This window comes from Bradyrhizobium sp. PSBB068, assembly GCA_016839165.1.
Classification (GTDB): Bacteria; Pseudomonadota; Alphaproteobacteria; order Rhizobiales; family Xanthobacteraceae; genus Bradyrhizobium.
Genome location: CP069300.1, coordinates 4,954,203 through 4,981,022 on the forward strand (window position 1 = coordinate 4,954,203; position 26,820 = coordinate 4,981,022).

A 26,820-nucleotide genomic window follows, 5' to 3' on the forward strand; every position below is an offset into this window, starting at 1 on the left:
TTTCGTGAATTGATCGGACTCCGCGCCAGCATCGACCCACGTTACTCGTGATGTTCGCGATGCGGGATGAGATGTAGGCGGGCGTAGCCGCTGCGAACTCCGTTGTGGACGTACCGGACCTTTCCCCACACAGAGGCAATTACGCAGCGCTCGAATGCAGGCAGGTCGTCGACGCGCGCGAAGTTACATGAGAGTCAACGCCGCTGTCGACCATCTTCCGCCAGCCGAGCACGTCACCCAAAGGGGGCACTCGGGGTGAGGCAACGCACAGTGCCGCAATGCGATGAGCCGTTGCCGTGCCGGATGCTGCGCGGCAACCGGCACGTGAGTAAGTCACCTCAAGTCAGCCTTGACGGTGCTTTCCGGGAACCCGGTTCGCGGTCGCAAGTCCGTACGTCAGCGCCAGCCGATCCAGGCATTCCTTGAGGCGCCGCGCAAAATAGTCCTGCCAGCGCTGCGTACGCAATCCGCGTCGCTGCCCGACCTGCTCCATGGTCATGCCGAGGATCAGGACGTCGTGCACCAGCGCCGAACCGTCGGCGCCAAGCTCATGTTCGGCACGATTCAGGCGCAAGGTCGCCTGGCGCTGCCCCTCGGTAATCGGCTCGCGTTGCTGACCGCCGTCAACGTATTCACGCGTCGTATCCATCGCGCGAGGGCCACGCTCAGCCTTCTCCCAGTCGCCCTGGAAGGCCCGGCCGCTGCGATACTGTGTGTCGTCGATCTGCCGATGTGCATGCAACCGGCCGAGCGGATCGTTGCGGATCGAGCGAAACGTGATGATCTTCTCACCCGGTTCGAGTGCCAGGGGATCGTCGACCGCAATGGTCGCAACCTGGGCATTAATGGGCAGATCCTGCGAGCGACGGTCATGTGTTGCGGGATCGTATGGTTTCCGGCGTTTTGCGCGCGGCATTGGCAACCTCCAAAAACGTGTCACGAGAGCGCGCGGAGCCTTCCGCGCGGTTGCGGTTGCAGGACCGGCATCCGTCGGTCGGACAAGCGGCCTCAGGTGGCCCCGACGGCTCGAAGCCAGGCGTCGTTCAGCACCGGCCGCGCCGAGGCCTCAGGATCGCGGCTCAAGTGAAAATGCGCCGTGCAATAGCTCGAACCCGGCCGGCGCGGATGACCACAGAAGGTCATGGCTTCGCCGTCGGTATCCCCGCCATAGGGATAGCGGCAATCTCCGCGTTCGAGATCGAGCAGCGAAAGGTGCCGTGGCGCGACCGCCGCGCAGCGAAGTTGCGGCATCTCCACCGTTTCGATGAAGATTTTCGGCCAACGGAGCGGATCGGGCGTCGACTCGGCCTGCCCCTCGCGCGCTCGGCCGATTCGCGGGAGCTCCGGCAGGGGCGGCTTGGGTGCTTCAAGATGTCCCGGCAGGGACGGCTCGGGCCGATCGAGGCCCGCCATTCCCATCCGCTGCGCCCGGCTGAGCGCCGCGTTGCGGGTATAGGCCGTATTGAAGGTTGCGTTGATCGTGTCAGCAATTTCCGAATAGGACAAGCCGCGGGCGCGCAGGTCCTTCAAGGCTGCCGAATGCTCCGGCAGCCAGTTCATCGTTTCCATTCCAAATTCCCATTTCTGTCATTCCGCCGGCGCCTCGCACAACTTCCGATATTCCGAACAAAAAGTCAAGCTTGATTTCTGATAATCGTAACGGTAGTAATGTATCCGGGTTTGGAGAGGATGGAACATGTTGGACGCGGCACTGATTGAACGAGCACTGGAAAAGACGGGTAAGAGCAAGGGCGGGCTGGCCCGCGCGATGGGGGTTCGGGCCGGGGCGGTGTCCGAAATCCTGTCGGGAATACGATTGATCAAGGCATCGGAGATCGCCCCGATCATGGAGTATCTGGAGCTGAACTCGGTGCCGATCGTGGGCCGGGTCGGCGCCGGCGCTTCGATCCAGCCGGAGCTGGAACAGGTGCCGCCGGAGGGTCTCGGGGAGATCGAACTTCCGTTCCCGATGACGGAGGAGACCGTTGCTTTCGAGGTTTCCGGCGATTCGATGCTGCCGAAATACGAGAACGGCGATGTCATCGTGGTCTATCGCGAGCAGCGCTATCCACTGTCGAGCTTCTACGGAGAGGAGGCTGCGGTCCGGCTGAAGAGCGGCGAGCGTTATCTGAAGACGATCGAACGCGGCAGTTCTTCCGGCACGGTCAACCTGAAGAGCTTCAATGCCAAGCCGATCAACGGCGTTAAGCTCGAATGGATCGGCGAAATCTGCGTCACCTTGCCCCGCGGCCAGATCGAGCGGCTGCGCGGCAAGACGGCGGCGAAAGGGCGCAAGTCGGGCCCCAAGGGCGGCCGATCGTCCGAGAAATAGCAACGCTGCAGCTGCCGGCCTGACCGATTCGGACGCGATCGCACCGGATCGGTCTCGCCGCGAGCGGCGCGAATTCTGATTATCGTCAATTTATCTTGACAAAATTCCGATTATCGGAAACAATGGGTGGTAACAGTCAACACACCGGCCTCTCGGGCAATGCAATATTTCGTCGTGATGATCGACTATGGCCGGCGTGGCCGCGAGGCGATCGTCGATCCCGAACTGACGCGGCGCGAGGTCGTCTCGCGGATCGCGTCGGGAGAATATGCAAATATCAGCTTCATTCACGAGATTGACGGGTGTTCGGTCGAGGATGTCACAGACGATATCCTTTCGGAGGCCGCCCTGCCCGAAATCCCGCTGACCGGCGCCGAGCTGCAAGCCAATACGCTTGATCACGTCCGCGACCGGCGCAAGCACGAGCCGGTGTGACAGCGTTCACATGGCAATTGCGAAAACGTGATCTTTCTTGAGCCGACCACTTGGCCGGAACCCGAAACCGACTAGATAGGGTTCACGCAGAGTCTATTCGGACCAGGCCTGGGTTCCCTTTAGATTGGCGAATCGTTTTCTCGGGCCGGCAAGATTTCAGCTTCAGATGAGTTCGACAACCAACGCCGAGATCGCGAGAGCCGACGGCAATCTCCGGATCGCGCTGCTGCTTGGCATCGCAAACTGGTTTCTGTTCCTCGACCACATTCCGCATAACTTCGTCAGCGCGCTGACCATGCGCAATTTCGGCTTTAGCGGCGCGACCGACCTTTTTGTATTCATCGGCGGTTATGCGGTGACGCTCTTCTACGCCCAGATGGCGCTGGAGCGCGGATTCCTGGTGGCGGCAACCCGCATCTTCAAGCGGGTATGGCAGCTCTATGCCGCCTACATCGTCCTGTTCGTGATCTATGTCGAGTTGATCAGCTATGTCGCCGCACGCACCGCAGCGCCCGAGATCATCAGCGAATTCAACATCACCGGCTTCATCGACCACCCGGTCCGGACGCTGATCTACGGCTTGTTCCTGCAAGCCAAGCCGCTCAATCTCGACGTGCTGCAACTCATCATCGCGCTAATGGCATTCCAGCCGATCGTCATCTTCGGACTGCTGTACGTCCCGAACGCGACGCTTCTCGCGTCCGTCGCACTTTACGCGGCCGCCCGCGTACTCGACTGGAACCTGACATCCTATCCGTATGGGGCCTGGTATCTCAATCCGTTCTGCTGGCAATTGCTGTTCGTGATGGGCGGTTGGCTCGCGCTGATCGGCACGCGCTATGCTCCTGCGATCCGCGCGATGCAGGCCAATTCCGCGCTACGCGCGACGGCGCTGCTCTATCTGCTGTTCGCGCTGACGATTGTTTCCAGCAGCGAAATCCCGGCACTCGCCCAGATGATGCCCAGCGGATTGAGCGACGTGCTGCTGCAGAACGACCGCGAAGATGTCGCGCCTCATCGCATCCTGCATTTCCTGACCCTGACGTTCCTGTTCACCTGGTTGGTCCCGCGCGATTGGGGATACCTGCGATCTTACGCCCTGCAGCCGATCATCAAATGTGGCGAGGAATGGCTGGCCGTGTTCTGTGCAGGCGTGTTCCTCTCTTTCGCCGCGCACTTGATTCTGATCACCGGCCCGTATTCGCTGGCGCGGCAGATCGGGGTCAGCCTCGGCGGCATCGCGGCGATGACGGCCGTTGCCTACTACGTCTCGTGGTCCAAGCAGCAGGACAACAAATCGGCCGTCGGCGCTCATTCCTGAGCCCGCGCGATGACGCCTCAACCTGGTCTCATCGCGCTTTAGTCGATCAGCTGCGCGCGCCTTAGCCGCGTCTCGCTGTCGCGCAACATTGCGGTGTCGAGGCCCCCTCGCTCCGCTGCATCGGTTGCGCAAGCGAACAGACGGTAGAATTGCAACCCGTCATAGGCAACCAGCAAGAGATCGACGCCCGCGTTCAATGCCTCCACGACCGCCGTGCAGACGTCGTGCTGATAGATCGCGCCCATTACCAGATCATCCGTCACAACGATACCTTGGTAGTTCCAGGTCTTCCGGATCAGTCCGTCGACGACGGCCTTGGAATGCGACGCCGGCCGTCCGGGGTCGAGCGCACTCACCGCCACATGCCCGACCATCAGGCGCGCGCCGCTCGTCGACAGCACATCGCGGAACGGACGCCAGTCGGTGGCCTCGAGTTCGCCGACCGGCGTATCGAGATCGGCATCAAAATGGTGCGTGTCGGCGCGCACGCGGCCCAATCCGGGAAAGTGCTTCACGGTCGCACTGACGCCAGCGGATTCGAGGCCATGGATGTAGGCGCCAGCGACCGCGCTCACCTTGGCCGGATCATCGGAGATCGCACGCTGATTGGTCAGTGTGTTGAAATCGAGCTGATTGCGCTTGGCTTCCGGCCGAAGGTCGAGCACCGGGGCGAAATTGAGGTTGATACCAAGCGATGCCAGTTCGCGTCCATGGATACGCCCGAACTCCTCGGCTTTTGCCTTTCGCTCATCCGGCGCCAGCTCCGCCAACGAGGCAAGCGCGGGCAGCCGCGTCAGCGGCGGCGCGAGGTGCGAGACGATGCCGCCTTCCTGATCCGTCGCGACCATCAGCGGCGGCAGCCCCGCGGCATGCCGCCTGGCCTGGAGCGCCGCGATTTCCGCCTTCAACGGCTCAGCCGCCCGGCCCGCGACATTGCGCCGGGTGACATAGATGCCGGCAATGAACCCCCTCTCCACAAGTGGTACGACCTCGTCAAACGAGCGATAACCGACGATAAAATGCCGCCCAAGCGACCGGGTAAGCACCGGGTCCGCCTGGAGAACGCGGTGCTTCCGCACCTCGAACACGCCATGTGCGGCCAGCATCGCAAGCGGCGGCAGGCTCCACAGGACGACCAGAAGCCTGCCTGCCCAACTCCGCCTGCGCCACGCGACGCGGCGGATCAGGATATACGCGACGGCGATGCTTGCGACCGCGAGGAGAAGGTTGCCCGGCCCGCGCAGCGGAACCAGATACGGATCGTTGGTGTTGATGCCCGCGAAGACGAAGACCAGCCCTGCGATCCAGAGCAGGACTATTCCGATACACTTGCCGACTTGCATGGGACCACGTGCGACTGAAGAGGCTGATCGGCTTCGTCCGTATCAGACGAGATTCACCAGCGCGAGCCGACAAGCCGCCCCTGCACGCAATCTGCATAAAAATCCTGAACTCCTGCTCACCGCGTTCTCGGGCCCTGCGCATGCACGGCTCAACCTCTCCAGATTGCGGGGCTGAAGCAATCCACCCGCGATGGACTAACCCGCACGAGCCCGCTGACATGAAGCCGTTCGGTTCTTGTCTCCCGCCGCAGTTGCCTTGTAGAACAATTGGCTCAAGCGAGAGCGAGGCGTGGCCAGAACGCCGCATTCGGAGATCCCGTTGACCCACCGTATTCTCGTCGTCGACGATGACCCGCATATCCGCGAAGTCATCCGCGTCGCTCTCAGGAAGGCCGGCATGAGCGTGATCGAGGCCCGCGACGGCAAGGACGCATTGGCCCGCTTCGCCGGAGAAAGACCGGACCTGATCGTGCTCGATATCGGCATGCCGGAGTTCGACGGCCTCGACGTCTGCCGTGAGATTCGCAAATCATCCGACGTGCCGATCCTGTTCCTCTCCGCCCGTGACGAGGAGATCGATCGGGTGCTCGGCCTCGAGATTGGCGGCGACGACTATGTGACCAAGCCGTTCAGTCCTCGCGAACTGGTCGCGCGGATCAACGTCATCCTGCGGCGGTTGACGCCGCGCGCGGCGTGCGCAATGCCGGAGGCGACCGTGCTCTCGCGAGGGCAGCTCTCGCTCGATCCCGAGCAGCACGTCGCAACGTTCGCAGGCGCGGCGCTGCATCTCACCGCGATCGAGTTCGGAATCCTGCGCGCCTTCCTGACCCGCCCCATGGCGGTGTTCAACCGCGAGCAGATCATGAGCGCGGCCTACCAGCTCAACATCCAGGTCTCCGATCGCACGATCGACAGCCATATCCGCAATATCAGGGCCAAGCTTGCGGCCGCCAAATGCGACAATGTCATCGAGACCGTGCACGGCGTGGGCTTCAAGCTCGGCCGCTGCGAGCCGCAGGCATGACGTCTCACCGCGCCGATCAGAAGTGGCGACCGTCGCTCGGTTTCGTGATCTTCACGGTGCTCGCTTTGGTCGCGGTCCTGCCGCTGATGGGGCTGTTCTTCTTCCGTCTCTACGACAACCAGCTGATCCACCAGACCCAGGCCGAGTTGATCGCGCAGAGCCGCGTACTGGCCGCAATCTATGCGCGGGACGTACAGGCACGGCTCGACAACGGCATTCCGCTCGGCGCGGCAGTGCCGCCGGAGACGCTGCCTGATCCCGGCGATCAGGTGACGCCGATCCGGCCCGCGCTCGATCTCGCCGGCAACGACCTGTTGCGGCGACGGCCCGATGCGCTGCCGGCACCGAAACCCGCGGATCCCGGCTATGTCGAGATCGGCGCCCGGCTCATGCCGATCATCCTGGAGACCCAGAAAGTCACCCTGGCGGGTTTCCGCATCCTCGATCCGCAGGGCGTGGTGATTGCTGGACGGCAGGAGGTCGGACAATCGCTTGCCCATATCGAGGAGGTGGCCGCGGCCCTGCAGGGCCAGTACAGCGCCGCGCTCCGCATCCGCGTGCCGGACAAACCCCCGCCGCCGATCTACTCGATCAGCCGTGGCGTCGGTGTCCATGTCTTTTCCGCGATGCCCGTGATCGTCAACGACCACGTCGCCGGCGTGATCTATACGTCACGGACGCCGAGCAACATCTTCGATCATCTCTATCAGGAACGCGGCAAGTTCGTGCTCGCCACATTGGCCGTGCTGCTGACGACGATTGCGATCGGACTGATGTTCTCACACACCGTCACCCGGCCGATGCGCGAGCTCGTCGAGCGCGCCGCGCGAATCGGCCGCGGCGACCGCAATGCATTTCAGCCGCTGCAACATTATGGCACCCGCGAGCTCGCCCAACTCTCCGACAGCTTCCTCGACATGGCCCAGCAGCTGTCACGCCGCTCCGACTACATCGCAACCTTCTCGGCCCACCTGACGCACGAGTTGAAATCTCCGTTGACGGCGATCCGGGGGGCCGCCGAGCTGGTGCAGGATTCGCTGCAAAGCAAATCGGATACGCTGACCCGGTCCGAGCAACGGAGCTTCATCTCCAACATCCTTGGCGACGTCGAGCGGCTCGATGCGATGAGCCAACGGCTGCGCGAGCTGGCCCGCGCCGAGAGCGCGCCGCAGAATGAGCAGACCTCGCTCTCGAGCGTCATCGCGAATTTGAGGAGCCGCTTTCCCGGGCGGACGATCGTGGCCAAGGGCTGCCTCGACCGCTCGATCGGGATGTCCGCCGAGAAGGCGCTGATCGTGCTGGCTCATCTGGCCGACAACGCGTTCCGTCACAATGCCGGGTCGGTGCAGCTCGAGGCGACCGCCGACGTCGCAACCGTCCGGGCGACCGTGAGCAACGATGGCGACCCGATCTCCGATGCCAACAGCGACAAGATCTTCAATGCCTTCTTCACCACCCGCCGCGACAGCGGCGGCACCGGCATGGGGCTCGCCATCGCCCAAGCCGTCATGGTGACTCATGGCGGCACGATCCGTCTCCTGCCGTCCCACCGGGGTGTCGCCTTCGAGCTGGAGTTTCCCGCGGTCTGACCGGTCTCGGACTGCGCGACGATAACAGTAGGCACCGTGCCGAGCTGTCGACCGCACGCTCGAAATTTCCCGCGTGATGGACAAAATGGATGTCGAGATCCGGGGCTTTCTCAGGATCGGCTTTCATCATGCTGAGCGGGCCATGCTTGACGCGCAATTTCGTTTATGCGCAGCTGCTCAAAACAACAGTGATATTCAGGGGCAGGAGATATGGGCGGGCTTCGGCGCATATTAGCCGGTTACGGCTTCCTCATCGCATCGGTCAATCTGGCGGCAGCGGCGGAACCGATCAAGCTGCGGGTCGCCGACTCCTTTCCGAAAGGGCACTATCTCGTCCGCCTCGTGCTCGAGCCTTGGATGGCCGAGGTCCAGAAGCGCACCAACAATGCGGTGACGTTCGAGCACTATCCGGCGCAGCAGCTCGGCAAGGCCGCCGACATGCTCAAGCTGACGCAAACCGGCGTCGCCGACATCGGCTATGTCGCGCCCGCTTACGTCTCCGACAAGATGCCGGTCTCCGAAGTCGCGATGCTCCCCGGCGTGTTCGAGCATTCCTGCCAGGGCACGCTCGCCTATTGGAAGACCGCACGGAGCGGCGTGATCGCGCAGCAGGATTATACCGCGAACGGCATCCACCTGCTGCTCGCGGTGAGCCTGCCGCCCTATCGCATCCTGACCGTGAAGCAGCCGGTCAAGGATACAGCTGACATCAACGGACTGAAGCTGCGGTCGACCGGCGGCGCACAGGATCTCACCCTGCGCGCAATCGGCGCGGTGCCTGTGCGCATGGCGGCGCCCGATGCCTATGAGTCGCTGTCACGCGGCACGATGGACGGCCTGCTGTTTCCGCTCGAAAGCGTCGTCGCCTATGGCGCCGACAAGCTGGTGAAGCATTCCACCGACGGCTTTGGCTTCGCAAGCTTCGTGGTCGCCTATTCGATCAGCGAGACCGCCTGGAAGAAACTGTCACCGGATATCCAGAAGGCAATGGTCGATGCCGCTGAGGAAATCCTGCCGTCTGCCTGCAAGGAAGTACAGAAGCAGGACAGCGAGACCATGAAGTCGATGGAGGCCGCCGGCGTCCATTTCGACACCTTGCAATCCGATGTCGTCGCAAAGCTCAAGGACCTGACGAAGGGAGTCGGCAAGGCGTGGGCCGACGGGCTCGATGCGCGCGGCAAGCACGGCAGTGATGCGCTGACGGAATTCAGCACCGCCGTTGCGGCGGTGCCGGCCAAGTAACGCAGACGGAGCCCAAATTGATCAAGACAAGCCTGAAGGCCCTGGCCGCCATCGAGAAGGTGACCTCGGCCATTGCCGCGGCCTTGATGTTCGCAATCATGATCATCGTGTTTTCCGACGTCGTGATGCGCTACGTCTTCAACCGGCCGTTCTCCTGGGCCTACGACCTGATCTCGCTCTACGTGATGGCCGGCGTGTTCTTTCTGTCGCTCTCCGGCACTTATGCGGTCGGCGGCCATATCAGCGTCGATATCCTGCTGCCGCGCTTCTCCGTGATCCTCCAACGCCTTTGCGTCATCATCTCAAACATCGTTGGCCTGGCGATCTTCGTTCCGATCACCTGGCTCGGCTACCAGCGGGCGCTTGACAACTATGTCTCCAGCGACGTGATGGCGGGCGCGATCCCGTGGCCGACCTGGGCATCCTCGATTTTCGTGCCGATCGGCGCCGGCATCCTCGCGCTGCGCCTTGCCGTTCATCTCATCGCCAATATCGCAAGCCTGCTGACCGGCGAAAATCTGCTGCCGCTGCCGGCCATCTCCGGCCATTCGGAGAAGGCTGCCGGAGGTTTCGAATGATCCCGACTTTTATTCTCGCGCTGCTGTTCTTCCTGCTGGCGATCGGAACCCCGGTCGCGTTCGCCATGGCATTCTCCGGCGGACTCGGCCTCTATCTCACCGGCGGCCTACCGATCCTGCTCGGCGTATTGCAGACGACGCCGCTATCGGCCGTCACCTCCTACGAGCTGATCACCATCCCGATGTTCCTGCTGATGGCGGATCTCGTGCTGCTGTCGGGCGTCGCCGACGATCTGTTCAAGACCGCGGCGGCCTGGGTTGGACGCATACCCGGCGGCCTCGGCATGGCGACCGCACTGGCCGGCGCAGGGTTCGGCTCGATCTGCGGCACCAGCACGGCTTCCGCCGCAACACTGTCCTCGACCAGCCTGCCCGCCATGATCCGCCAGGGCTACGAGCCGAAAATGGCGGCCGGCGTCGTCGCGATCTCGGGCACGCTCGCGATGCTGCTGCCGACCTCGGTGGCACTGGTCATCTTCGGCCTGTTGGCCGAGGTCAACATCGGAAAGCTCCTGATCAGCGGCATCATCCCGGCGATCTTCGTCACCATCATCATCATGTCGACGATCTACATTCTGGTGTTGCTCGATCCCTCACGCGCGCCGACGATCTCGGCGGTGACGTGGTCGGAGCGGTTCAGCCTGCTGTGGCAGGTCAGCCCGATGGTGGTGCTGTTCTCGATCGTCACAGGCACGATCTATCTCGGAATCGCGACCCCGACCGAAGCTTCGGCCTTCGGTGCATTCGGCGCCTTCTGCCTCGCCTGCTGGAAGCGCAAGATCAACCTGACGTCACTCTATACGACGCTACGCCACGCTGCCCAGGGCACTTGCATGATCGTGCTGATCATCATGTGCGCGCATATCTTCGGTTATTTCTTCACTCTGACGCAGGTCACGCAGAATATCGTCGGCTGGGTCGGCGGGCTCGACGTCTCGCGCTGGATCATCATCACGCTGATCCTGTGCGGCTATATCGTGCTCGGCTCGTTCATGGATCAGATCGCGATCCTGGTGCTGACGGTTCCGATCGTGCTGCCGCTGATCAAGTCGCTGGGCTTCGACCCGATCTGGTTCGGTGTCATCAAGATCGTGACCGCCGAGGTCGGCATGATCACGCCGCCGATCGGATTGAACTGCTTCATCGTGGCGCGCTACGCACATCGCCCTGTGGGTGAGGTATTCCACGGCACCTTCCCGCATTTCATCGCGCACCTGATCGCCATCGCCATTTTCGTGGCATTTCCGGAGATCATCCTCTGGCTGCCGAACCACATGCAGCATTGAAGAAGCCGTCGGTTGAGATGGCCATGTCTGGGAGACCCCAATGAATCTCTATTCTCGTTTGCTCGCCGGCGTCGGCACGGTCTTGCTGGCCGCTTCCACATCAACGGCTTCTGCCCAGGAGAAGATCACGCTGCGTCTTGCCGACAGCCTGCCCTCCGGTCACGTGATCCATGAGCTCGTCGGCAAGCCGTTCTCAGAGCTCGTGACCAAGCTGACCAATGGTCAAGTCACCTTCCAGCATTTCCCGGCCGAGCAGCTCGGCAAGGCCAAGGACATGGCCCAGCTCACCGCGCTCGGCGTCGCCGACGTCTCCTACATCGTGCCGTCCTATTCGTCCGACAAATTTCCTCTGACGGCGGTCGCCGAGTTGCCCGGCATCTTCGACAATGAATGCCAGGGCTCGCTTGCCTTCTACAAGGTCTCGCACAATGGCGGCATCCTGGAGACCAGGGAGTTCGCACCCAACCAGCTTCGGCCGCTGGTGACGCTGGCGCTGCCGGCGTATCAGGTGCAGCTTGCGACCAGCCGTGAGATCAAGGCCGCAAAGGACCTCGAAGGCCTCAAGATCCGCACCACCGGCGGCGCGATGGATCTGATGATGCGCTCGATCGGCGGCGTACCGGTGCGGATGGCCGCGCCGGAAATCTATGAATCGCTGACCCGCGGCACGCTCGACGGGTTGATCTTCTCCTATCAGAGCTCGGCGTCCTACGACTTCGGCAAGTTGCTGAAATCCGGCACCGAGGGACTGAACTTCGGCACGGCGATCTTCACTTATTCGATCGGTGAGCTGAAGTTCAAGTCGCTGCCCGAGAACGTCCGCAAGGCGCTCGTCGAAGCCGGCGAGCAGACCACCCGCGAGGCCTGCAAGCGGTTCGAGGACGGCGAGAAGGCGGCAGCCGAAAAGATCAAGTCGCAAGGCATGAAGGTCATCAGCTTCGGCGCCGACGACAAGAAGGTGTTCGATACTGCCTTCAAGTCGGTAGCGCAGGACTGGGTGAAGGACGTCGACAAGCGCGGCAAGCCGGGCAGCGACGTGTTCAAGGCCTTCACCGAAGCGCTGGCGGCCGCCCATTGAGCGGGGCTTCGACGAGGGACGGATCATTTGCGCCGGTGGGCCCACTCGCCGGCGTCAGGATCATCGACCTCACCAGCGTCATGATGGGACCCTACGCGACGATGATCCTCGGCGACTACGGCGCCGACGTGATCAAGGTCGAGAGCCCTGATGGCGACGTGATGCGCCACGCCGCCCCGATGCGCCATCCCGGGATGGGCGCGATGTACCTGCAGGGCAACCGCAACAAGCGCTCGATCGCGCTGGACTTGAAGAAGGCGAGCGGCCGCGCGGTGCTGCTGCGGCTTGCTGCAGCGGCCGACGTGTTTGTCCACAACGTCCGTCCTGCGGCGATGGCGCGGCTGAAGCTTGGCGCCAGCGATCTTCTCGCAGCCAACCCACGGATCGTCTACGCCAGCCTGCACGGCTTCGGCGAGACTGGGCCCTATGCTGGACGGCCCGCCTATGACGACCTGATCCAGGGACTGACGGCGCTGCCCGCGCTCACCGGCCGGATCACCGGCGAGCCGCGCTACTCGCCGGCCACCATGGCCGACCGCATCGTCGGCCTCAACGCGGTCCATGCCATCCTGGCGGCACTGTTCCATCGTGAGCGCACCGGCGAAGGACAAGCCATCGAAATCCCGATGTTCGAGACCATGGCGCAGTTCGTGCTCGGCGATCACATGGCCGGCCGCAGCTTCGATCCGCCGATCGGACCGCCCGGCTACTCCCGTCTGCTGTCGCCCGACCGCCGGCCCTACCAGACCAGCGACGGCTACATCTGCGCGCTGGTCTATTCCGACAAGCAATGGAACGCATTTTTCGCCAAGATCGGCCTCGCCGACGAGGCCGACCGCGACCCGCGGCTGAACAGCATCTCGGCGCGCACGCGGAACTACGATTTCGTCTACGACTGGTTCTCGCAGATGATGAAGACCCGCAGCACCGCCGAATGGATGCACTTCTTCGCGGAGGCTGACATTCCGCACGCGCCGCTGCACGATCTCGACAGCTTGATCGACGATCCGCATCTGGCTGAGGTCGGATTGATCCAGTCGCTGGAACACCCAACCGAAGGCACGCTACGGGTCGCGGGTCCGGCCGCTACCTGGAGCAAGACGCCGCCGTCGATCCGGACCTATCCGCCGAACCTTGGCGAGCATGGCCGGGAGATCCTGCACGAGGCAGGACTTGCGGATGCGGAGATTGCCGCCCTCCTCAAGGAGGGCGCGCTGATCGAACCAGACCGCTGACTATTTCCTACGTGACGCCAAGATCTTCTCGGCGGCGCGCAGATGCGGCTTGTCCAGCATCTTGCCGTCCATCTTGGCGACTCCAGATGGATTATCGGCGAATGCAGCGATCACCCGCTCCGACCATGCGATCTCCTCGTCGGTCGGCATGAAGGCCGCATTGACGACGTCGACGTGCTTGGGATGGATCACGGCCTTGGCCAGAAAGCCGTCTTGCCGCGCGGCGATCGCCTCGGTCTTCAACGCGTCGAGATCGTTGATATCGGTGGCGATGGTGTCGATCGCGACCACGGCGGCCGCGGCCGCGCCGATCAAGCAAAGATCGCGGGCCAGGATGAAGGGCGAATGGTAGCGGCCGTCGGTCCTGTTGCGGGTTGCGCCAAGCGAAGCCGCGAGGTCTTCTGCGCCCCACATCATGCCCCAGAGCCGCGGGCTCATATTCTCGAAGTCGAGGATTTTCAGGACCGCCCGTGCCGTCTCGGTCGCGACCGTGATGATCCGCGTCGTGCCTTGCGCGATGCCGGAGGCCGCCTCGAACGCGTCGAGGTAGAGCGCGAGCTTGTTGACATCGGCAGCGCCGGCGCATTTCGGCAACACGATACCATCGGGCTTGCCGGGCATCACGGCGGCGAGGTCGCCGAGCGTCAGGTCGGTATCGAGCGCGTTGACGCGGATATAGAGCTTCTGCTCCGGATTGCGTGCATCGAGCATCTCGCGCGTGATCCCGCGCGCAACCACCTTCTGGTCGGGCGCGATGGAATCCTCGAGATCGAGGATCAACGCATCGGCCGCGGTCTTCTTCGCGCTCTCAAACTTCCGGGTGCTGTCGCCGGGAACGAACAGAAAAGATCGCATCGTTTACGCCTTCGGCTTGCAGTGCATCAGCCCGGTGCGTCGGCAGCTCGCCACCACCTCGCCGCGTTGGTTGGTCATGGTATGCTCGAATTCGACGATGCCCTGGGTCGGTCGCGACTTGCTGGCGCGCTTGCCGATGATCTTGGTATGCGCTTTCAAGGTATCGCCATGAAACACCGGCTTCGGAAACTTGACGTCGGTCATGCCGAGATTGCCGACCGTCGTGCCGAGCGTCGTGTCGTAAACACTCATTCCGATCATGATGCCGAGCGTGTAGAGGCTGTTGAACAGCCGCTGGCCGAATTCGGTCTTCTCGGAGAAATGCGCGTCGAGGTGCAGCGGCTGCGGGTTCATGGTCAGGAGGCTGAACATGGTGTTGTCCATCTCCGTCACGGTGCGGCTGAACTCGTGATGGAATTCCTGCCCGACCTCGAACTCTTCGAAATACAATCCAGCCATTTACCGTCCCTTGTAATTTGGCGTCCGCTTCTCGACGAACGCATTCAGCCCTTCCTGGCAGTCCTCCGTCGAGGCGACCACCACGAAGCTTTCCGCCGTGTTCTCCACCGAACGGCGGAAATCGGCGTCGACCGCGCGCATGAAGGCATCGCGGCCGATCTTCATCACGATCGGCGATTTCGTTGCCAGCTTCCCTGCGATCTCGCGAGCACGCTCCAGCGCCGTCCCCTTCGGCACCACCTCGCTGAGCAGGCCCATTCGATGGGCGGTCGCGGCATCGAAGGGCTCGCCGAGGAACAGGGGGCCGAACGCCTGGTGCTTGCCGACCAGTCGCGGTAACTGCACGAAATGGATCGCCGGGATCAGGCCGACGTCGATCTCGGGATAGCCGAAGGTCGAGCCGTCGCCCGCGACGATCATGTCGCAGGAGATCGCGATCGTCATGCCGCCGGCCCGCACCGCACCGTCGATCGCTGCGATCGTCGGCTTGCCCATGCGGTACTGCGTATCGTTCAGCGCGAAATACAGCCGCTCGAGGAACTTTTTGGTCTCGATCGCCGGCTTGCCCCTGACGATGTCGAGGTCGAGGCCGGCGCAAAACACCTTGTGGGCGCTGCTGATGATGACGGCGCGCACCGCGTCGTCATCGCGCGCCTTCGCCAGCGCCGCCAGCAACGCATCGATCAAGGGGATGCTGAGCGCGTTGACCGGCGCGCGATCCAGCACGATCTCCGCGATCCGGTTGCTGACCGAGTAACCAACGAGGTCCGTGCTCATGATGTTTTGCCTCCTGTCATCGCCCTGGCCTGCCGCACCGCGCCCGACATCAGCAAGCCGTCGATCTCCGCGGAGTCAAGTCCAGCTTCCATCAGCACAGCACGGCTGTCCTCTCCGACGTCCGGCGCGGGACAAAGATCATCCTCGGACAGGCTCGCGATCCCCGGCGTCCGCGGCGAATAGACCGCGCCGACACCGGGCGTATCCTGGCACACCGACGCCCTGGTCGCCTCGACGTGCGGATTGCGCAGCCATTCGCCGGGGTTGAGAATCCGCTCTGCGATGATATCGGCCGCGTGCAGCGCCTTGAGCCAGGCATCCGTCGGCTGGGTCAGGAACACCTCGCGCAGCTGCGGGATCAGCGTGTCCGCCGCGTCGGCGCGCCGGGCAAAGTCGGCGAAGCGCGGATCGCTTGCGAGATCCTCGCGCGCGATTGCACTGCACAGCCGCTTGTATTGCGGCTCGTTCACCAACGTCACCATCATCCAGCCGTCCTGCGTCTGGTAGGTGCCGGCCGGCACATTCAGCGCCCGCGGCGTGCCGCCCTCGAGGATGAACTCGGCGACCTTGTGCCCCAGCAGCGCGGACGTCGACTGGCAGAGATTGACGTCGATCCAGCGGCCGGTGCCGACCGTCGCGCGCGCGAACAGAGTCGTCGCGATGGCCTGGAATGCGTAGACGCCGGTGACGACGTCGGAAATGGTCGTACCGACCCGATGCGGCACGCCATCGGTGCCGACATTGACCGAGACCAGCCCGGAAAAGGCCTGCGCGACCGAATCCGAGCCCGGTCGCTTCGAGTACGGCCCACTCTGCCCGAAGCCGCTGACCGACAGATAGACCAGACCCTTATTGTCGCGCGACAGGCTCTCATAGCCGAGCCCGAGCCGCTCGGCGACGCCAGGTCGGAATCCCTCGATGAGCACGTCGGCCTCGCGTGCCAGCCGCTGGGCGACCGCGATCCCGTCCTTGTGCTTCAAGTCGAGGCACAGGCTGCGCTTTCCGCGGTTGTACACTGCCGACAGCGTCGTGTGATTGCCGTAGGTCGTGCCGAGATAGCGCGACCAGTCCCCCTCGGGCGGCTCGACCTTGATGACGTCGGCGCCATAGACCCCGAGCAGCATCGCGCAATAGGGCGAGGCGATCCCCTGCCCGAAATCGAGCACCTTCAGCCCGCGATACGGCGCCTCATGCGTCGGCGTCAACTTGCGTTCGCCCGCCATTTATCCTCCCACGTCTTACTAAGAGCCCTACAACGCCAGATAGCGCTGCCGGATGTTGTCGTTGGCCTTCAGCTCTTCGATGGAGGATGTGTAGACGATCTGCCCCTTGTCGATAACCGTCGCGTGGCTCGCAAGGCCAAGGCAAAAATGCATGTTCTGCTCGGCGATCAATACTGTGGCACCGGTGCCACGGAGCTGCCGCAGCAGCTCGCCGATGCGCTGCACGATGATCGGCGCCAGCCCCTCGCTCGGCTCGTCCAGCAGCAACAGCACCGGATTGCCCATCAGCGTGCGGGCGATCGCCAGCATTTGCTGCTCGCCGCCGGACAGCCTTCCCGCAATCCGATGCCGCAGCGGCTCCAGCAGTGGAAACACGTCGTAGACACGCCGGATCGACCATTCATCCTCGCCGTCAGGCCCCTTCTTCTGGCCGATCACGAGATTGTCCTCGACCGTGTGCTCGGGAAAGATCTGGCGATCCTCCGGCACGAAGCCGAGCCCGGCCCGCGCGATATGATGCGGCCGCATCCCCGACACCACCTGGCCACGGAGGCTCACCTTGCCTCGGCGCGCCGGTGCAAGGCCCATGATGGCCTTCATCGTGGTCGACTTGCCGGCGCCGTTGCGGCCGAGCAGCGCCATGGTCTCGCCCTTCCGTACGGAGAGGTCGACGCCGAACAGGATCTGGCTGGTGCCGTAATAGACGTTGAGGTTCTCGACCTGCACCACCGGCTGCGCGCTCATGCCACCACTCCCGCATGGTCGTCACTGCCGAGATAGGCCTCGATCACTGCTTCATTGCTGCGGATCACGTCCGGCGTCCCGGTCGCCAGGATCCGGCCGTAGCACAGCACGACGATTTTCGGCGCTATCTTGAACACGATGTCCATGTCGTGCTCGATGAACACGACCGTGATCTTCTGCTTCTCCCAGAGCTCGCGCACCTTGTCGATCATGCGCCAGCGTTCCTCGGTACCCATGCCCGCGGTCGGCTCGTCGAGCAGCAGAACCTTGGGCTCGAGCACCAGCGCGAGCGCGATATCGAGCAGCTTCTGGTCGCCATGCGACAGTGTCGCCGCGGTCATGTTGCGCTTGCCGGCAAGGCCAAGCAGCTCCATCGCATGCTCGGCGCGGTCGCGCGTCTCGGCCAGAGGGAAGCGGCGATGCATGACGCCGGCGCGGCGCTGATCGGCACAGACCGCGGCCAGCATCGTCTCCTCGACCGTCAGCGACGGGAAGATGCTCGCAACCTGGAAGGCGCGGCCGATGCCATGGCGCACGATCTCCGGCGGCGCCTTGCCCGCCAAGTCGATGCCATTGAGCAGGATCTGCCCGGCGTCCGGCCGCAGCGCCCCCGTGATCAGGTTGAAGAAGGTGCTCTTGCCGGCGCCGTTGGGGCCGATCACGGCGGTGAGCGAACCATCGGCAAAGTCGAGCGAGACGTTGTCGGTCGCCTTGACGCCGCCAAAGGATTTCGAGAGGGCCCGAATCTCCAGCATGGCTAACCGCGCCCCTCTCCGCGACGCTGCGCGAGCCGCTCGACGACAAAGTCCATCAGGCCCTTCCGCAAGCCGATGGCAAAGAACAGGATCACAATGCCGAGCACGATGCCGTGATACTCGGTCAAGCGCGTGACGGTGTCGTTGAGGATCAAGAGCAGCACCGTGCCGACCATTGGCCCGAGGAAGGTGGTCACGCCGCCGAGCATGTTGATGAAGATACCTTCACCGGAGACCGTCCAGTAGGCGAATTCGGGATAGGCGCCGGAGACGAACAGCGCCATGATCATGCCGCCGGTCGCGGCGAACAACGCCGCCAGCACAAAGATCGTCAACTTCGCGCGCCAGACATCGATGCCGATGAAGCTCGCCCGCGTGGCGTTGTCGCGGATCATGCGCAGCGTGTAGCCGAACGGCGACTGCGCGATCTGGCGCATCAGCAGCAGCCCGATCACCAGTAGCGCGCAGCTCGTGATGTAGAGATGCAGATGGTTGGACAGGTCGATGCCGAGAAACGGCGGCCGCGGGATGCCGCCGCGCAGGCCCTGGTCGCCACCGGTCAGCGATTGCCATGACAGGATGGTCGAGTGGATCAGCATCTGGAACGCGAGCGTGACGAAGGCGAAGTAGATCTCCTTCAGCCGCACGCAGATCGCGCCGATGACGACGGCGACCAAGAAGGTCATCGCCAGCGTCGCGACGAAAGCCACCGGGATCGGGACGCCGGTCTTCTGCATCATCAGGCCGAAGCCATAGGCGCCGAGGCCGAAGAACATGCCGTGCCCGAACGAGATCAGTCCGGTGTAGCCGACCAGGAGATTGAGCGACGTCGCGAACAGTCCGTAGGCCGCGCAGCGGATCACGAAATCGAGCAGCTGTTTGCTGCTGAACACCATTGGCAGCAGCGCCAGCAGGGCAAAGGCGATCAGCGCGATCAGCACGTCGCGATAGCGCTGCGGCCTGGCGTCGATCCGAGGCACCTTGAGGGGCTGCGCGCCCTCTCCGGCCTGCAACTCGGTCATGCGACCTCCTTGCCGAACAGGCCGGTCGGACGCGACACCAGCACAATCACCATGAAGAGGTACATCAGCCCCTCGGTGAACAGCGGAAAGCCGAGCGAGCCGAACGAGCGGATCAAGCCGATCAGCAGCGCACCGATCAGGGCGCCCAGGATCGAGCCCATGCCGCCGATCACGGTGACGATGAAGGACTCGATCAGAACCGAGAAACCCATGCCCGGCGTCAGCGAACGCACCGGCGCGGCCAGAGCTCCGGCCAACCCCGCCAGCATGCCGCCGAGCGCGAACACGCCGCCGTAGATCAGCCCGGTGTTGATGCCGAGTGCCGAGACCATGCCGGGATTATGCGCCGCCGCGCGGATCACCTTGCCGATCCGGGAACGCGCCAGTCCCAGTCCGAGAACCGCGGCCGCTGCGAGCGCCACGCCGATCAGCAACAGGTAATACGGCGGCACCACGCCGCCGGCGATGAAGAGCGGCGGAACCTGGAACGCGGCCGGCATGCCCATCGACTTGAATTCAGGTCCCCAGATCATGCGGACGACGTCGTCGAAGATCAGCACGAAGGCGTAGCAGACCAACAACTGCATCAACACGTCGCGGCCGTAGACCCGGCTCATGAATACGCGCTCGAAGATCAGGCCGAGGATCGCGGTGCCGGCGGCGCCAGCCAGGATCGACAGCGCGAAGCTGCCGGTGAGCTGATAGGCCGTCATCGCGAAATAGGCGCCGAACATATAGAAGGCGCCGTGGCTGAAATTGACCACCTTGAGCACGCCGAAAATCAGGGTCAGCCCGACGGCGACGAGAAACAGCAGCATGCCGATGATCAGCCCGCTGGTGGTCTGGGTCACCAGGCAAGCGGGGCTGACGAAGCAACTGGCAAGCGCGTCGAGGTCCACGGGAATCATCCATTACGGCGGGCCGCAACGCCGGCGCGCGACAAACATCAAATGGGAGGCGGAGGCAGTCGAGTGCGCCTCCGCCCCGCATGCGGGTCAGGTGTAGCCCTTACTCTTCTTCCACTCGGCTTCGAGTTCGAAGATGGTCTTCCAGTCACCGGCCTTCATATCGAGCACGTAGGGCTCCTGCGGGATCGTGGTGCCCCAGCCGATCGCGTAGCCAACCAGCGTGCGGTCGTCGGCGCGCATGGTGACGGTGCCATCGGCGCCGAACGGGCACTTGATGGTCAGTCCGGTCAGGACCTCGGCGAGCTTCTTGCCGTCGGTCGAATTGGCCTTCTTGGCCGCCTCATTGAGGAACATGACCGCGGTCGCGTTCTGCCACGACCAGTTGGTCGGGTATTCGTTGTACTTCGACTTGTAGGCATCGCCCCAGGCGGCATTCTCCGGCGTCGGCGGGAAGGTCTTGATGTAGCGGTCGCCGGAATGGATGCCCTTGGGCAGGTTCTTCACCACCGTGAGCGCGGTGTAGTCGGCCATGTTGACCGCGAACACCTCCATCTGGGTGAACAGCGCGTAGATGTTGGCCTGATCGATGTAGGAGGTGAGATCGCCGCCCCACAGGCACGAATACATCGCCTGCGGCTTGGCCTGCAGGATCTTGGTCACGACCTCGGTGTAGTCGGGCTGGAACAGCTTCGGCCAGGACTCGCTGATGATCTCGACGTCAGGCGCGAACTTCTTCAGGTACAGCACGAACTCGCCGGTGGTATCGCGGCCATAGGCATAGTCGGGCGAGCAGGTCGCCCACTTCTTCAGCCCCTTGGCCTTGGCGATGCCTGCCGCGTAACCCGCACCGATGATCGAGTCGTGGATGCCCTGCCGCACGCAGCGGAAGGCGTTCGGAATGTGCTGCTTCGGATCAGCCGTCAGCGACGATGCTTCCGAGCAGGTATGGATGCAGAGCACGCCGAGATCACGCGCGACCTCGTGAACTGCGAACGATCCCGATGACGCCTCGCCGTCGAGCAGCATCTCGCAGCCGTCGGTGTTGACGAGCTCGCGCGCGATCCGCGCGGCTTCTTGCGGCTGCCCTTTGGAATCGCGGATCACCATCTCGATCTGCCGTCCGGCAAGGCCGCCGGCCGCATTGACCTTCTCGACTTCCAGCATCACCGCGTTGCGCGAGGATGTGCCGAGCTGCGCGACGCGCCCCGACAGAATCGTCGGCATGCCGATCTTGATCGTCTTGGCCTGCGCGCGCGCCACCCATGGCGCAGCAAAGGTCGCCGCACCGGCGCCCATGAACGCAAGCGTCGCGCGCCGGCTGATGCCCGGTTTCCGGGTCCTGTTCATATTCCCCTCCCTATCGGGTTCGCGTTCCCAAAATCCCTGTCGGAGATCGTGCCGTCTCCGTGACCGCGATGTTTTCAGAGCAAGGGGGGTGACGTCAAGCCAAAGATGAATTACGAGTCATAATTCATCCAGGGAGAAAACCGGCGCCGGAATCGGCCCGACGGACGCAAATGATCAATCTTTCCAGCTTCATCGCATTCCATGCCAGGCGGACTCCGGATCGCTGTGCGCTGAAATATCGCGGCGAGAACGTCTCTTATGCGGATTTTGACCTGCGCATCCGCCAGGTCGGCAGCTGGCTCGTGTCATGCGGGATTGCGCCGGGCGATGTCGTCGCGGTGCTGATGAAGAACAGCACCTCCTTTCTCGAGCTGGTGTTTGCAACAAGCCATATCGGCGCGGTGTTCCTGCCGATCAACTATCGGCTGTCGGCCGATGAGGTCGGCTACATCGTCGGCAATTCCGGCGCGCGGCTGCTGGTCGCCGACGAGGAATTTGCCGCGATCGTAACCGGCGGCGCGCCGGTGGTGCTGCTGGGTGAAGTCGCGCAGTCCAGCGTCACCAACCTCGCGCCCGACATCGCGCCGGCACCGATCCATGTGCGGCAGCCACGCGATTTAATGCGGCTGATGTACACCTCGGGCACGACTGATCGCCCCAAGGGCGTGATGCTCACCTACGAGAACATTTACTGGAAATCCGCCGACCAGACGCTGGTGCTCGGGCTTAACTCCGAGACGCGGCTGCTCGTGGTCGGCCCGCTCTACCATGTCGGCGCGCTCGACCTGCCAGGCATCGCCGTACTCTGGCATGGCGGCATGCTGTGCATTCATCGCAACTTCGAGCCCGAACCGGCGCTCGCCGCGATCGAGCGCGAGAAACTGAACGCCGCGTGGTTTGCGCCGGTCATGACAACGGCGCTGCTCACCTGCCCAAACCGCGAACGCTACGATGTCGCCAGCCTGCAATGGGCGATCGGCGGCGGCGAGAAGACGCCTGAGGTCCGCATCCGCGCCTTCTCGGACTATTTCAGGAATGCGCGCTACATCGATGCCTACGGCCTCACCGAAAGCTGCGGCGGCGACACTTTCATGGATGCCGGCCGCGAGATCGAGAAGATCGGTTCGACCGGCCGCGCCATCGCCCATGTCGAGATCGAAATCCGCGACGACGCCGGCAAGCGCCTGCCGGCCGGCCGCAATGGCGAGATCTGCCTGCGCGGTCCGAAGGTGACGCAGGGTTACTGGAAAGATCCCGAGAAGACCGCGTCCGCCTTCTTCGGCGACTGGTTCCGCACCGGCGACATCGGCTATCTCGATGAAGACGGCTTCCTCTATCTGACCGATCGCAAGAAGGACATGATCATCTCCGGCGGCGAGAACATCGCCTCCTCCGAGGTCGAGCGCGTCATCTACGAAATGCCTGTAGTGCGCGAGGTCGCGGTGATCGGCTTGCCGGACGAACGCTGGGGCGAGAAGCCGGTCGCCATCGTGGTTCTGGCCGACGATGCCAGGCTCGATCTGTCTGATCTGATCGATTTCTGCCGCGCACGACTCGCTGCCTTCAAGGTGCCGAGGCAACTCATCCTCCGCGACAGCCTGCCGCGCAATCCATCCGGCAAGGTTCTCAAACGCGTGCTCCGCGCCGAACTCGAGGCCACCGCATGACACAAGCGACATCCGCCAAGGTGACGAAGCTCAACCGGGTCGAGCGCAACGCCTGGACCAAGCAGAAGATTTTCGACGCCGCGACCAAGGTGGTCGGCAAATACGGCTATGCCGAAGCCTCGGTTGCCCGTATCACCGAAGCCGCCGGCGTCGCGCAGGGCACCTTCTACAATCATTTCGAAAACCGGCAGGAGCTGCTCGATCAGCTGCTGCCGAAGATCGGCCTCGACATGGTCCGCTTCATCCATGCGCGCACCGGCACCGCCAGCGAAGCCCGGCAGGAGATCGAGCGCTTCAGCGCCTTCTTTGATTTCATCCGCGAGGTGCCGGAGTTCCTGCGCATCCTCAATGAAGCCGAGTTCTTCGCACCGACCGGGTACCAGAAGCACTTTGACAACATCTCGAATGCCTATGTCCGGATCCTCCAGCGTGCGCGCGCTGCCGGCGCTACCAACACATTCAGCGACGAGGAATTCGAGGCCGTCGTCCAGGTCCTGATGGGCGCGCGCGGCTATCTCAGCCGGCGCTATTCCTACTCCGAGCAAGGCGTTACCGCCGTGCCCGACTATGTCATCACGGCCTACCAGAAGCTGGTCACGCATGGCCTGTTCAACAGCAACGTAGGGAAGAAGCGATGAGCGCTGACGGCACCATCCTCATCACCGGCGGCAGCCGCGGCATCGGCGCTGCAACCGCAACGCTGCTTGCCGATCAGGGGCATCGCGTCGTCATCGTTGACATCGCGCCCGAGCCATTGGAGGGGACCAGCGCTATTCTTTGGCCCGCGCCATTCGACGTCGCAAGCGAGAGCGCCGTCGTCGCTGGAATCACCGACATCGAGAAGGCGCACGGACCGATCTCCGGTCTCGTCAACGCAGCAGGCGTGTTCGGCAAGATGCATACGATCGAGCGGGTGCGGATGGAGCAATGGGACCGCGAAGTCAATATCGACCTGCGCGGCACCTTCCTGGTCGCGCGCAGCGTCGGCATCGGCATGGCGAAGCGGCGACGCGGCGCGATCGTCAACGTCGCTTCGGTGGCCGGCATGACGTCGGGGCCGATCCACGCCTATACCGCGGCGAAGGCCGGCGTCATCCAGATCACCCAGACGCTCGCCGCCGAATGGGGCCGGACCGGCGTCCGCGTCAATGCGGTGTCCCCCGGCTTCACCCGCACGGCCGCGCTCGAAGCCGGCATCGCGTCGGGCGCCCTGAACAAGGACCTGCTCGCCAGCCCGACGGCGATGAACCGGCTGGTCGAGCCGATGGAAGTGGCGCAGGCGATCGCCTGGCTGCTCTCGCCGCAGAGCAGCGGCGTGACCGGCATCAACCTCCCGGTCGATGCCGGCTACATCGCGGGTACCACATGGGCGGCCTATGGCGGCCTGCCCGAAGCTCCACGCAGCTGAGGACAACGCATGAATATCGAGCTTCCGCGCCAACGCCTCGACCTGTCCTCCGCCATCGCCGAGGGCGATATCCGCGTGCTGCTGATGGTGCTGGTGCACATGACCGGTGACGAGAAGTGGCTCGAGCCGCCCTACAAGCCGAAGCGCGACGTCCGCCTGATCCCCGACCCGGACGCCGGCGTGCCGAAAGAGATCCAGGACGAGATCCGCGCGGCGGTCCTGAACTTGTTCGCGAACGGTGCGCCGAAGCCCGTCATCACCGATCCCGGCAATGAGCTGATGCTGCGGATGATGCGCGCGACGCTGGGCGAGAACGTCGCACCGGAATATGCACCGCTGATGCGGGAGGAGATGGGCTTCGTTCCCCGCGATGCACGCTGGCGTGCGCGCCCCTCCGACGAGAGATTGGCGCGGCAGCATGTGCTGATCGTCGGCGCCGGGGTCTGCGCGATCGCGCTCGGCGTTGCGCTCGGGCGACTCGGCATTCCCTACACGATCGTCGAGAAGCAGGACGAGATCGGCGGCACCTGGTACGTCAACCGCTATCCCGGCTGCGGCGTCGATACGCCGAACCACTCGTATTCGTTTTCCTTCGGCGCCCGCAATCCATGGACCCGCTATTTCGCGCAGCGCCAGGAATTGCTGGATTATCTGCTCAAGGTCGTGCGCGAACACGACATCCGCAGGCACGTCCGCCTCTCGACCGAGCTGGTCGCTTCACACTGGGACGAAGGCAACCGCCGCTGGATCTCGACGCTGAGGACGGCGAACGGTGAACAGACCTTCGAATCCACCGTGCTGGTCAGCGCGATCGGCCAGCTCAACGATCCCCAGCCCGCCCGCTTCAATGACGACGAGGATTTCGGCGGTCTCAAGGTCCACTCGGCGCTGTGGTCCGACGACATCAAGCTCGATGGCAAGCATGTCGCCGTGATCGGCACCGGCGCCACCGCGATGCAGCTGGTGCCTTCGATCGCGGACCGTGTCGCCTCGGTCACCGTCTACCAGCGTACCGCGCAGTGGGCGCGGCCGGTGAAGGGCTATTCCGATCCGATCAGCGAAGGCGCGCAGTGGCTGCTGGCGCATCTGCCGTTTTATGTGCAGTGGTATCGCTTCAACATGTTCTGGCGCTACGGCGACGGGCTGCTGCCGTTCCTGCGCAAGGATCCGGCCTGGCCACATCCAGATCGCGCCGTCAACAAGGGCAACGACCGGCATCGCCAGGAACTAGCCGACTTCATCCTCTCCGAGCTGAAGGATCGTCCCGATTTGATCGAGAAGTGCATGCCGACCTATCCGCCCTACGGCAAGCGCATCCTGCTCGATAACAACTGGTTCAAGACACTGACCAAGCCGAATGTCGAGCTGGTCACCGACAAGATCGACCGCTTTGCAGCCAACGGGATCGTCACCGCCGACGGCACAACGCGGCAGCACGAGATCATCGTGATCTCGACCGGCTTCAAGGTCTCCGAGATGGCGGCGCGTCTCAACATCACCGGACGCGAGGGCAAGAACCTGAAGCAGGTCTGGAGCCATGACAATCCGACCGCCTATCTCGGTCTCACCGTGCCCGACTTCCCTAACCTGTTTCTGATGCTAGGCCCGAACTCGGGACCCGCGCATGGCGGCAGCGTGATCTTCCAGTCGGAGTGCCAGAGCCGCTACATCTCTGCCTGTCTGGTCGAGATGATCGAGAACGACATCGCGGCGATCGACGTCGATCCCGCCGCGCATGACGAATACATCCGCAATGTCGATGCCGAGCATGAGCAATTGATCTGGACGCATCCGGGCATGACGACCTACTACCGCAACAGTCGCGGCCGGGTGTTCTCGGCGATGCCGTGGCGGTTCGTCGATTACTGGAAAATGACGCATGATCCCGACTTCACGCAGTATCGAAAAACCAAGGCGCGACAGGAAACCTGACCTGAATTCTCTTACGCGTTAACTTGACAGCAGGCCACAACTGCCGCAGCATTTGGCTGACTGCACCTGTTGGGGTGCTGGAGCGCCTGCTCCTCGCGTCGCAGGAATTGGCGGACGATTATGGGATCGGCCGCCAGGCAGCAGAAGCGGACAGATGTCCGTCGGCCCACCCTTGGAGAGGAGCATGACGCCACCGGCGAAAGCCAGCGACCTTGCTCAGCGGCAAGGTCTCGGTGCACGTTGAGGCGATAGCAGCTGCT

Annotated in this window: 27 protein-coding genes; 15 read left to right on the top strand and 12 right to left on the bottom strand. The window is 63.4% G+C overall.

Going from position 1 to position 26,820, the window contains the following annotated elements; all coding sequences use genetic code 11:
* Positions 1–343 precede the first annotated feature (343 nt).
* On the bottom strand, positions 344–916 hold the full coding sequence (locus tag JQ507_23190) for a hypothetical protein (protein ID QRI67853.1): 573 nt from the start codon (positions 914–916) through the stop codon (positions 344–346).
* A gap of 92 nt (positions 917–1,008) precedes the next feature.
* Positions 1,009–1,569 (bottom strand): hypothetical protein, encoded by a 561-nt coding sequence (locus JQ507_23195; protein QRI67854.1) that lies wholly within the window; start codon positions 1,567–1,569, stop codon positions 1,009–1,011.
* Positions 1,570–1,696: 127 nt separating this feature from the next.
* Between JQ507_23195 and JQ507_23200 the strand changes: the two genes are divergently transcribed.
* The 3 genes from JQ507_23200 to JQ507_23210 all read left to right on the top strand — a co-directional run bounded on the left by JQ507_23200 (position 1,697) and on the right by JQ507_23210 (position 4,088).
* On the top strand, positions 1,697–2,332 hold the full coding sequence (locus JQ507_23200; GenBank protein QRI67855.1) for a S24 family peptidase: 636 nt from the start codon (positions 1,697–1,699) through the stop codon (positions 2,330–2,332).
* 159 nt (positions 2,333–2,491) lie between these two features.
* Entirely contained in the window at positions 2,492–2,767 is a 276-nt protein-coding gene (locus tag JQ507_23205; protein QRI73472.1) for a hypothetical protein, read from the top strand.
* A gap of 166 nt (positions 2,768–2,933) precedes the next feature.
* Positions 2,934–4,088: an OpgC domain-containing protein gene (locus tag JQ507_23210; protein ID QRI67856.1), complete on the top strand. Its 1,155-nt coding sequence runs from the start codon at positions 2,934–2,936 to the stop codon at positions 4,086–4,088.
* A 38-nt stretch (positions 4,089–4,126) separates the two neighbouring features.
* Here the strand turns inward: JQ507_23210 and JQ507_23215 are convergent, their stop codons facing one another.
* Positions 4,127–5,431, bottom strand: a complete 1,305-nt coding sequence (locus tag JQ507_23215; GenBank protein ID QRI67857.1) for a glycoside hydrolase family 3 protein — start codon at positions 5,429–5,431, stop codon at positions 4,127–4,129.
* A gap of 319 nt (positions 5,432–5,750) precedes the next feature.
* Between JQ507_23215 and JQ507_23220 the strand changes: the two genes are divergently transcribed.
* The 8 genes from JQ507_23220 to JQ507_23255 all read left to right on the top strand — a co-directional run bounded on the left by JQ507_23220 (position 5,751) and on the right by JQ507_23255 (position 13,463).
* Complete coding sequence (locus tag JQ507_23220; GenBank protein ID QRI67858.1) at positions 5,751–6,455, top strand: response regulator transcription factor; 705 nt, start codon at positions 5,751–5,753, stop codon at positions 6,453–6,455.
* Entirely contained in the window at positions 6,452–8,044 is a 1,593-nt protein-coding gene (locus tag JQ507_23225; protein QRI67859.1) for a HAMP domain-containing protein, read from the top strand. Before JQ507_23220 ends, JQ507_23225 begins: the two co-directional genes overlap by 4 nt.
* Before the next feature lie 85 nt (positions 8,045–8,129).
* Positions 8,130–8,279, top strand: coding sequence for a hypothetical protein (locus JQ507_23230; protein QRI67860.1), 150 nt, complete (start codon positions 8,130–8,132; stop codon positions 8,277–8,279).
* Complete coding sequence (dctP, locus tag JQ507_23235; GenBank protein QRI67861.1) at positions 8,255–9,286, top strand: TRAP transporter substrate-binding protein DctP; 1,032 nt, start codon at positions 8,255–8,257, stop codon at positions 9,284–9,286. The genes JQ507_23230 and dctP (JQ507_23235) overlap by 25 nt, the downstream gene beginning before the upstream one ends.
* A 17-nt stretch (positions 9,287–9,303) precedes the next feature.
* Positions 9,304–9,864 (top strand): TRAP transporter small permease subunit, encoded by a 561-nt coding sequence (locus JQ507_23240; protein QRI67862.1) that lies wholly within the window; start codon positions 9,304–9,306, stop codon positions 9,862–9,864.
* Positions 9,861–11,150, top strand: coding sequence for a TRAP transporter large permease (locus JQ507_23245; GenBank protein ID QRI67863.1), 1,290 nt, complete (start codon positions 9,861–9,863; stop codon positions 11,148–11,150). Before JQ507_23240 ends, JQ507_23245 begins: the two co-directional genes overlap by 4 nt.
* A 40-nt stretch (positions 11,151–11,190) precedes the next feature.
* Entirely contained in the window at positions 11,191–12,228 is a 1,038-nt protein-coding gene (gene dctP / locus JQ507_23250; protein ID QRI67864.1) for a TRAP transporter substrate-binding protein DctP, read from the top strand.
* 35 nt (positions 12,229–12,263) lie between these two features.
* Positions 12,264–13,463, top strand: coding sequence for a CoA transferase (locus tag JQ507_23255; protein QRI67865.1), 1,200 nt, complete (start codon positions 12,264–12,266; stop codon positions 13,461–13,463).
* Here the strand turns inward: JQ507_23255 and JQ507_23260 are convergent, their stop codons facing one another.
* The 9 genes from JQ507_23260 to JQ507_23300 form a co-directional block, all read right to left on the bottom strand.
* The gene (locus JQ507_23260) at positions 13,464–14,318 is read right to left on the bottom strand and encodes a CoA ester lyase (GenBank protein ID QRI67866.1); all 855 of its coding nucleotides are present in this window, start codon (positions 14,316–14,318) and stop codon (positions 13,464–13,466) included.
* Between the two features lie 3 nt (positions 14,319–14,321).
* Positions 14,322–14,777 (bottom strand): MaoC family dehydratase, encoded by a 456-nt coding sequence (locus JQ507_23265; protein QRI67867.1) that lies wholly within the window; start codon positions 14,775–14,777, stop codon positions 14,322–14,324.
* On the bottom strand, positions 14,778–15,554 hold the full coding sequence (locus JQ507_23270) for an enoyl-CoA hydratase/isomerase family protein (GenBank protein ID QRI67868.1): 777 nt from the start codon (positions 15,552–15,554) through the stop codon (positions 14,778–14,780).
* Positions 15,551–16,777 carry a CoA transferase gene (locus JQ507_23275; GenBank protein QRI67869.1) on the bottom strand — a complete coding sequence of 409 codons (1,227 nt, stop codon included), beginning with the start codon at positions 16,775–16,777 and terminating at the stop codon, positions 15,551–15,553. The genes JQ507_23270 and JQ507_23275 overlap by 4 nt, the downstream gene beginning before the upstream one ends.
* Before the next feature lie 27 nt (positions 16,778–16,804).
* The gene (locus JQ507_23280; GenBank protein QRI67870.1) at positions 16,805–17,521 is read right to left on the bottom strand and encodes an ABC transporter ATP-binding protein; all 717 of its coding nucleotides are present in this window, start codon (positions 17,519–17,521) and stop codon (positions 16,805–16,807) included.
* Complete coding sequence (locus JQ507_23285; protein QRI67871.1) at positions 17,518–18,276, bottom strand: ABC transporter ATP-binding protein; 759 nt, start codon at positions 18,274–18,276, stop codon at positions 17,518–17,520. The genes JQ507_23280 and JQ507_23285 overlap by 4 nt, the downstream gene beginning before the upstream one ends.
* A 2-nt stretch (positions 18,277–18,278) precedes the next feature.
* Entirely contained in the window at positions 18,279–19,298 is a 1,020-nt protein-coding gene (locus tag JQ507_23290) for a branched-chain amino acid ABC transporter permease (protein ID QRI67872.1), read from the bottom strand.
* Entirely contained in the window at positions 19,295–20,197 is a 903-nt protein-coding gene (locus JQ507_23295; GenBank protein ID QRI67873.1) for a branched-chain amino acid ABC transporter permease, read from the bottom strand. The genes JQ507_23290 and JQ507_23295 overlap by 4 nt, the downstream gene beginning before the upstream one ends.
* Before the next feature lie 96 nt (positions 20,198–20,293).
* Positions 20,294–21,553, bottom strand: a complete 1,260-nt coding sequence (locus JQ507_23300; protein QRI67874.1) for an ABC transporter substrate-binding protein — start codon at positions 21,551–21,553, stop codon at positions 20,294–20,296.
* Between the two features lie 170 nt (positions 21,554–21,723).
* Between JQ507_23300 and JQ507_23305 the strand changes: the two genes are divergently transcribed.
* The 4 genes from JQ507_23305 to JQ507_23320 are packed head-to-tail and all read left to right on the top strand — an operon-like array spanning position 21,724 to position 26,560.
* Positions 21,724–23,220: an AMP-binding protein gene (locus JQ507_23305; GenBank protein ID QRI67875.1), complete on the top strand. Its 1,497-nt coding sequence runs from the start codon at positions 21,724–21,726 to the stop codon at positions 23,218–23,220.
* Positions 23,217–23,858, top strand: a complete 642-nt coding sequence (locus JQ507_23310; protein QRI67876.1) for a TetR/AcrR family transcriptional regulator — start codon at positions 23,217–23,219, stop codon at positions 23,856–23,858. Before JQ507_23305 ends, JQ507_23310 begins: the two co-directional genes overlap by 4 nt.
* Positions 23,855–24,628, top strand: a complete 774-nt coding sequence (locus tag JQ507_23315; GenBank protein ID QRI67877.1) for an SDR family oxidoreductase — start codon at positions 23,855–23,857, stop codon at positions 24,626–24,628. The genes JQ507_23310 and JQ507_23315 overlap by 4 nt, the downstream gene beginning before the upstream one ends.
* A gap of 9 nt (positions 24,629–24,637) precedes the next feature.
* Positions 24,638–26,560 (top strand): NAD(P)-binding domain-containing protein, encoded by a 1,923-nt coding sequence (locus JQ507_23320; protein ID QRI67878.1) that lies wholly within the window; start codon positions 24,638–24,640, stop codon positions 26,558–26,560.
* Positions 26,561–26,820 lie beyond the last annotated feature (260 nt).

Excerpts from the sequence above, each read along its gene's own strand:
- JQ507_23320 (QRI67878.1), top strand. The coding sequence starts at position 24,638 with ATGAATATCGAGCTTCCGCGCCAACGCCTCGACCTGTCCTCCGCCATC.
- JQ507_23270 (QRI67868.1), bottom strand. The coding sequence starts at position 15,554 with ATGAGCACGGACCTCGTTGGTTACTCGGTCAGCAACCGGATCGCGGAG.
- JQ507_23190 (QRI67853.1), bottom strand. The coding sequence starts at position 916 with ATGCCGCGCGCAAAACGCCGGAAACCATACGATCCCGCAACACATGAC.
- JQ507_23290 (QRI67872.1), bottom strand. The coding sequence starts at position 19,298 with ATGACCGAGTTGCAGGCCGGAGAGGGCGCGCAGCCCCTCAAGGTGCCT.
- dctP (QRI67864.1), top strand. The coding sequence starts at position 11,191 with ATGAATCTCTATTCTCGTTTGCTCGCCGGCGTCGGCACGGTCTTGCTG.
- JQ507_23305 (QRI67875.1), top strand. The coding sequence starts at position 21,724 with ATGATCAATCTTTCCAGCTTCATCGCATTCCATGCCAGGCGGACTCCG.
- JQ507_23310 (QRI67876.1), top strand. The coding sequence starts at position 23,217 with ATGACACAAGCGACATCCGCCAAGGTGACGAAGCTCAACCGGGTCGAG.
- JQ507_23210 (QRI67856.1), top strand. The coding sequence starts at position 2,934 with ATGAGTTCGACAACCAACGCCGAGATCGCGAGAGCCGACGGCAATCTC.
- JQ507_23315 (QRI67877.1), top strand. The coding sequence starts at position 23,855 with ATGAGCGCTGACGGCACCATCCTCATCACCGGCGGCAGCCGCGGCATC.
- JQ507_23230 (QRI67860.1), top strand. The coding sequence starts at position 8,130 with ATGGATGTCGAGATCCGGGGCTTTCTCAGGATCGGCTTTCATCATGCT.
- JQ507_23215 (QRI67857.1), bottom strand. The coding sequence starts at position 5,431 with ATGCAAGTCGGCAAGTGTATCGGAATAGTCCTGCTCTGGATCGCAGGG.
- JQ507_23285 (QRI67871.1), bottom strand. The coding sequence starts at position 18,276 with ATGCTGGAGATTCGGGCCCTCTCGAAATCCTTTGGCGGCGTCAAGGCG.
- JQ507_23225 (QRI67859.1), top strand. The coding sequence starts at position 6,452 with ATGACGTCTCACCGCGCCGATCAGAAGTGGCGACCGTCGCTCGGTTTC.
- dctP (QRI67861.1), top strand. The coding sequence starts at position 8,255 with ATGGGCGGGCTTCGGCGCATATTAGCCGGTTACGGCTTCCTCATCGCA.
- JQ507_23245 (QRI67863.1), top strand. The coding sequence starts at position 9,861 with ATGATCCCGACTTTTATTCTCGCGCTGCTGTTCTTCCTGCTGGCGATC.
- JQ507_23195 (QRI67854.1), bottom strand. The coding sequence starts at position 1,569 with ATGGAAACGATGAACTGGCTGCCGGAGCATTCGGCAGCCTTGAAGGAC.
- JQ507_23205 (QRI73472.1), top strand. The coding sequence starts at position 2,492 with ATGCAATATTTCGTCGTGATGATCGACTATGGCCGGCGTGGCCGCGAG.
- JQ507_23300 (QRI67874.1), bottom strand. The coding sequence starts at position 21,553 with ATGAACAGGACCCGGAAACCGGGCATCAGCCGGCGCGCGACGCTTGCG.
- JQ507_23265 (QRI67867.1), bottom strand. The coding sequence starts at position 14,777 with ATGGCTGGATTGTATTTCGAAGAGTTCGAGGTCGGGCAGGAATTCCAT.
- JQ507_23275 (QRI67869.1), bottom strand. The coding sequence starts at position 16,777 with ATGGCGGGCGAACGCAAGTTGACGCCGACGCATGAGGCGCCGTATCGC.
- JQ507_23260 (QRI67866.1), bottom strand. The coding sequence starts at position 14,318 with ATGCGATCTTTTCTGTTCGTTCCCGGCGACAGCACCCGGAAGTTTGAG.
- JQ507_23200 (QRI67855.1), top strand. The coding sequence starts at position 1,697 with ATGTTGGACGCGGCACTGATTGAACGAGCACTGGAAAAGACGGGTAAG.
- JQ507_23280 (QRI67870.1), bottom strand. The coding sequence starts at position 17,521 with ATGAGCGCGCAGCCGGTGGTGCAGGTCGAGAACCTCAACGTCTATTAC.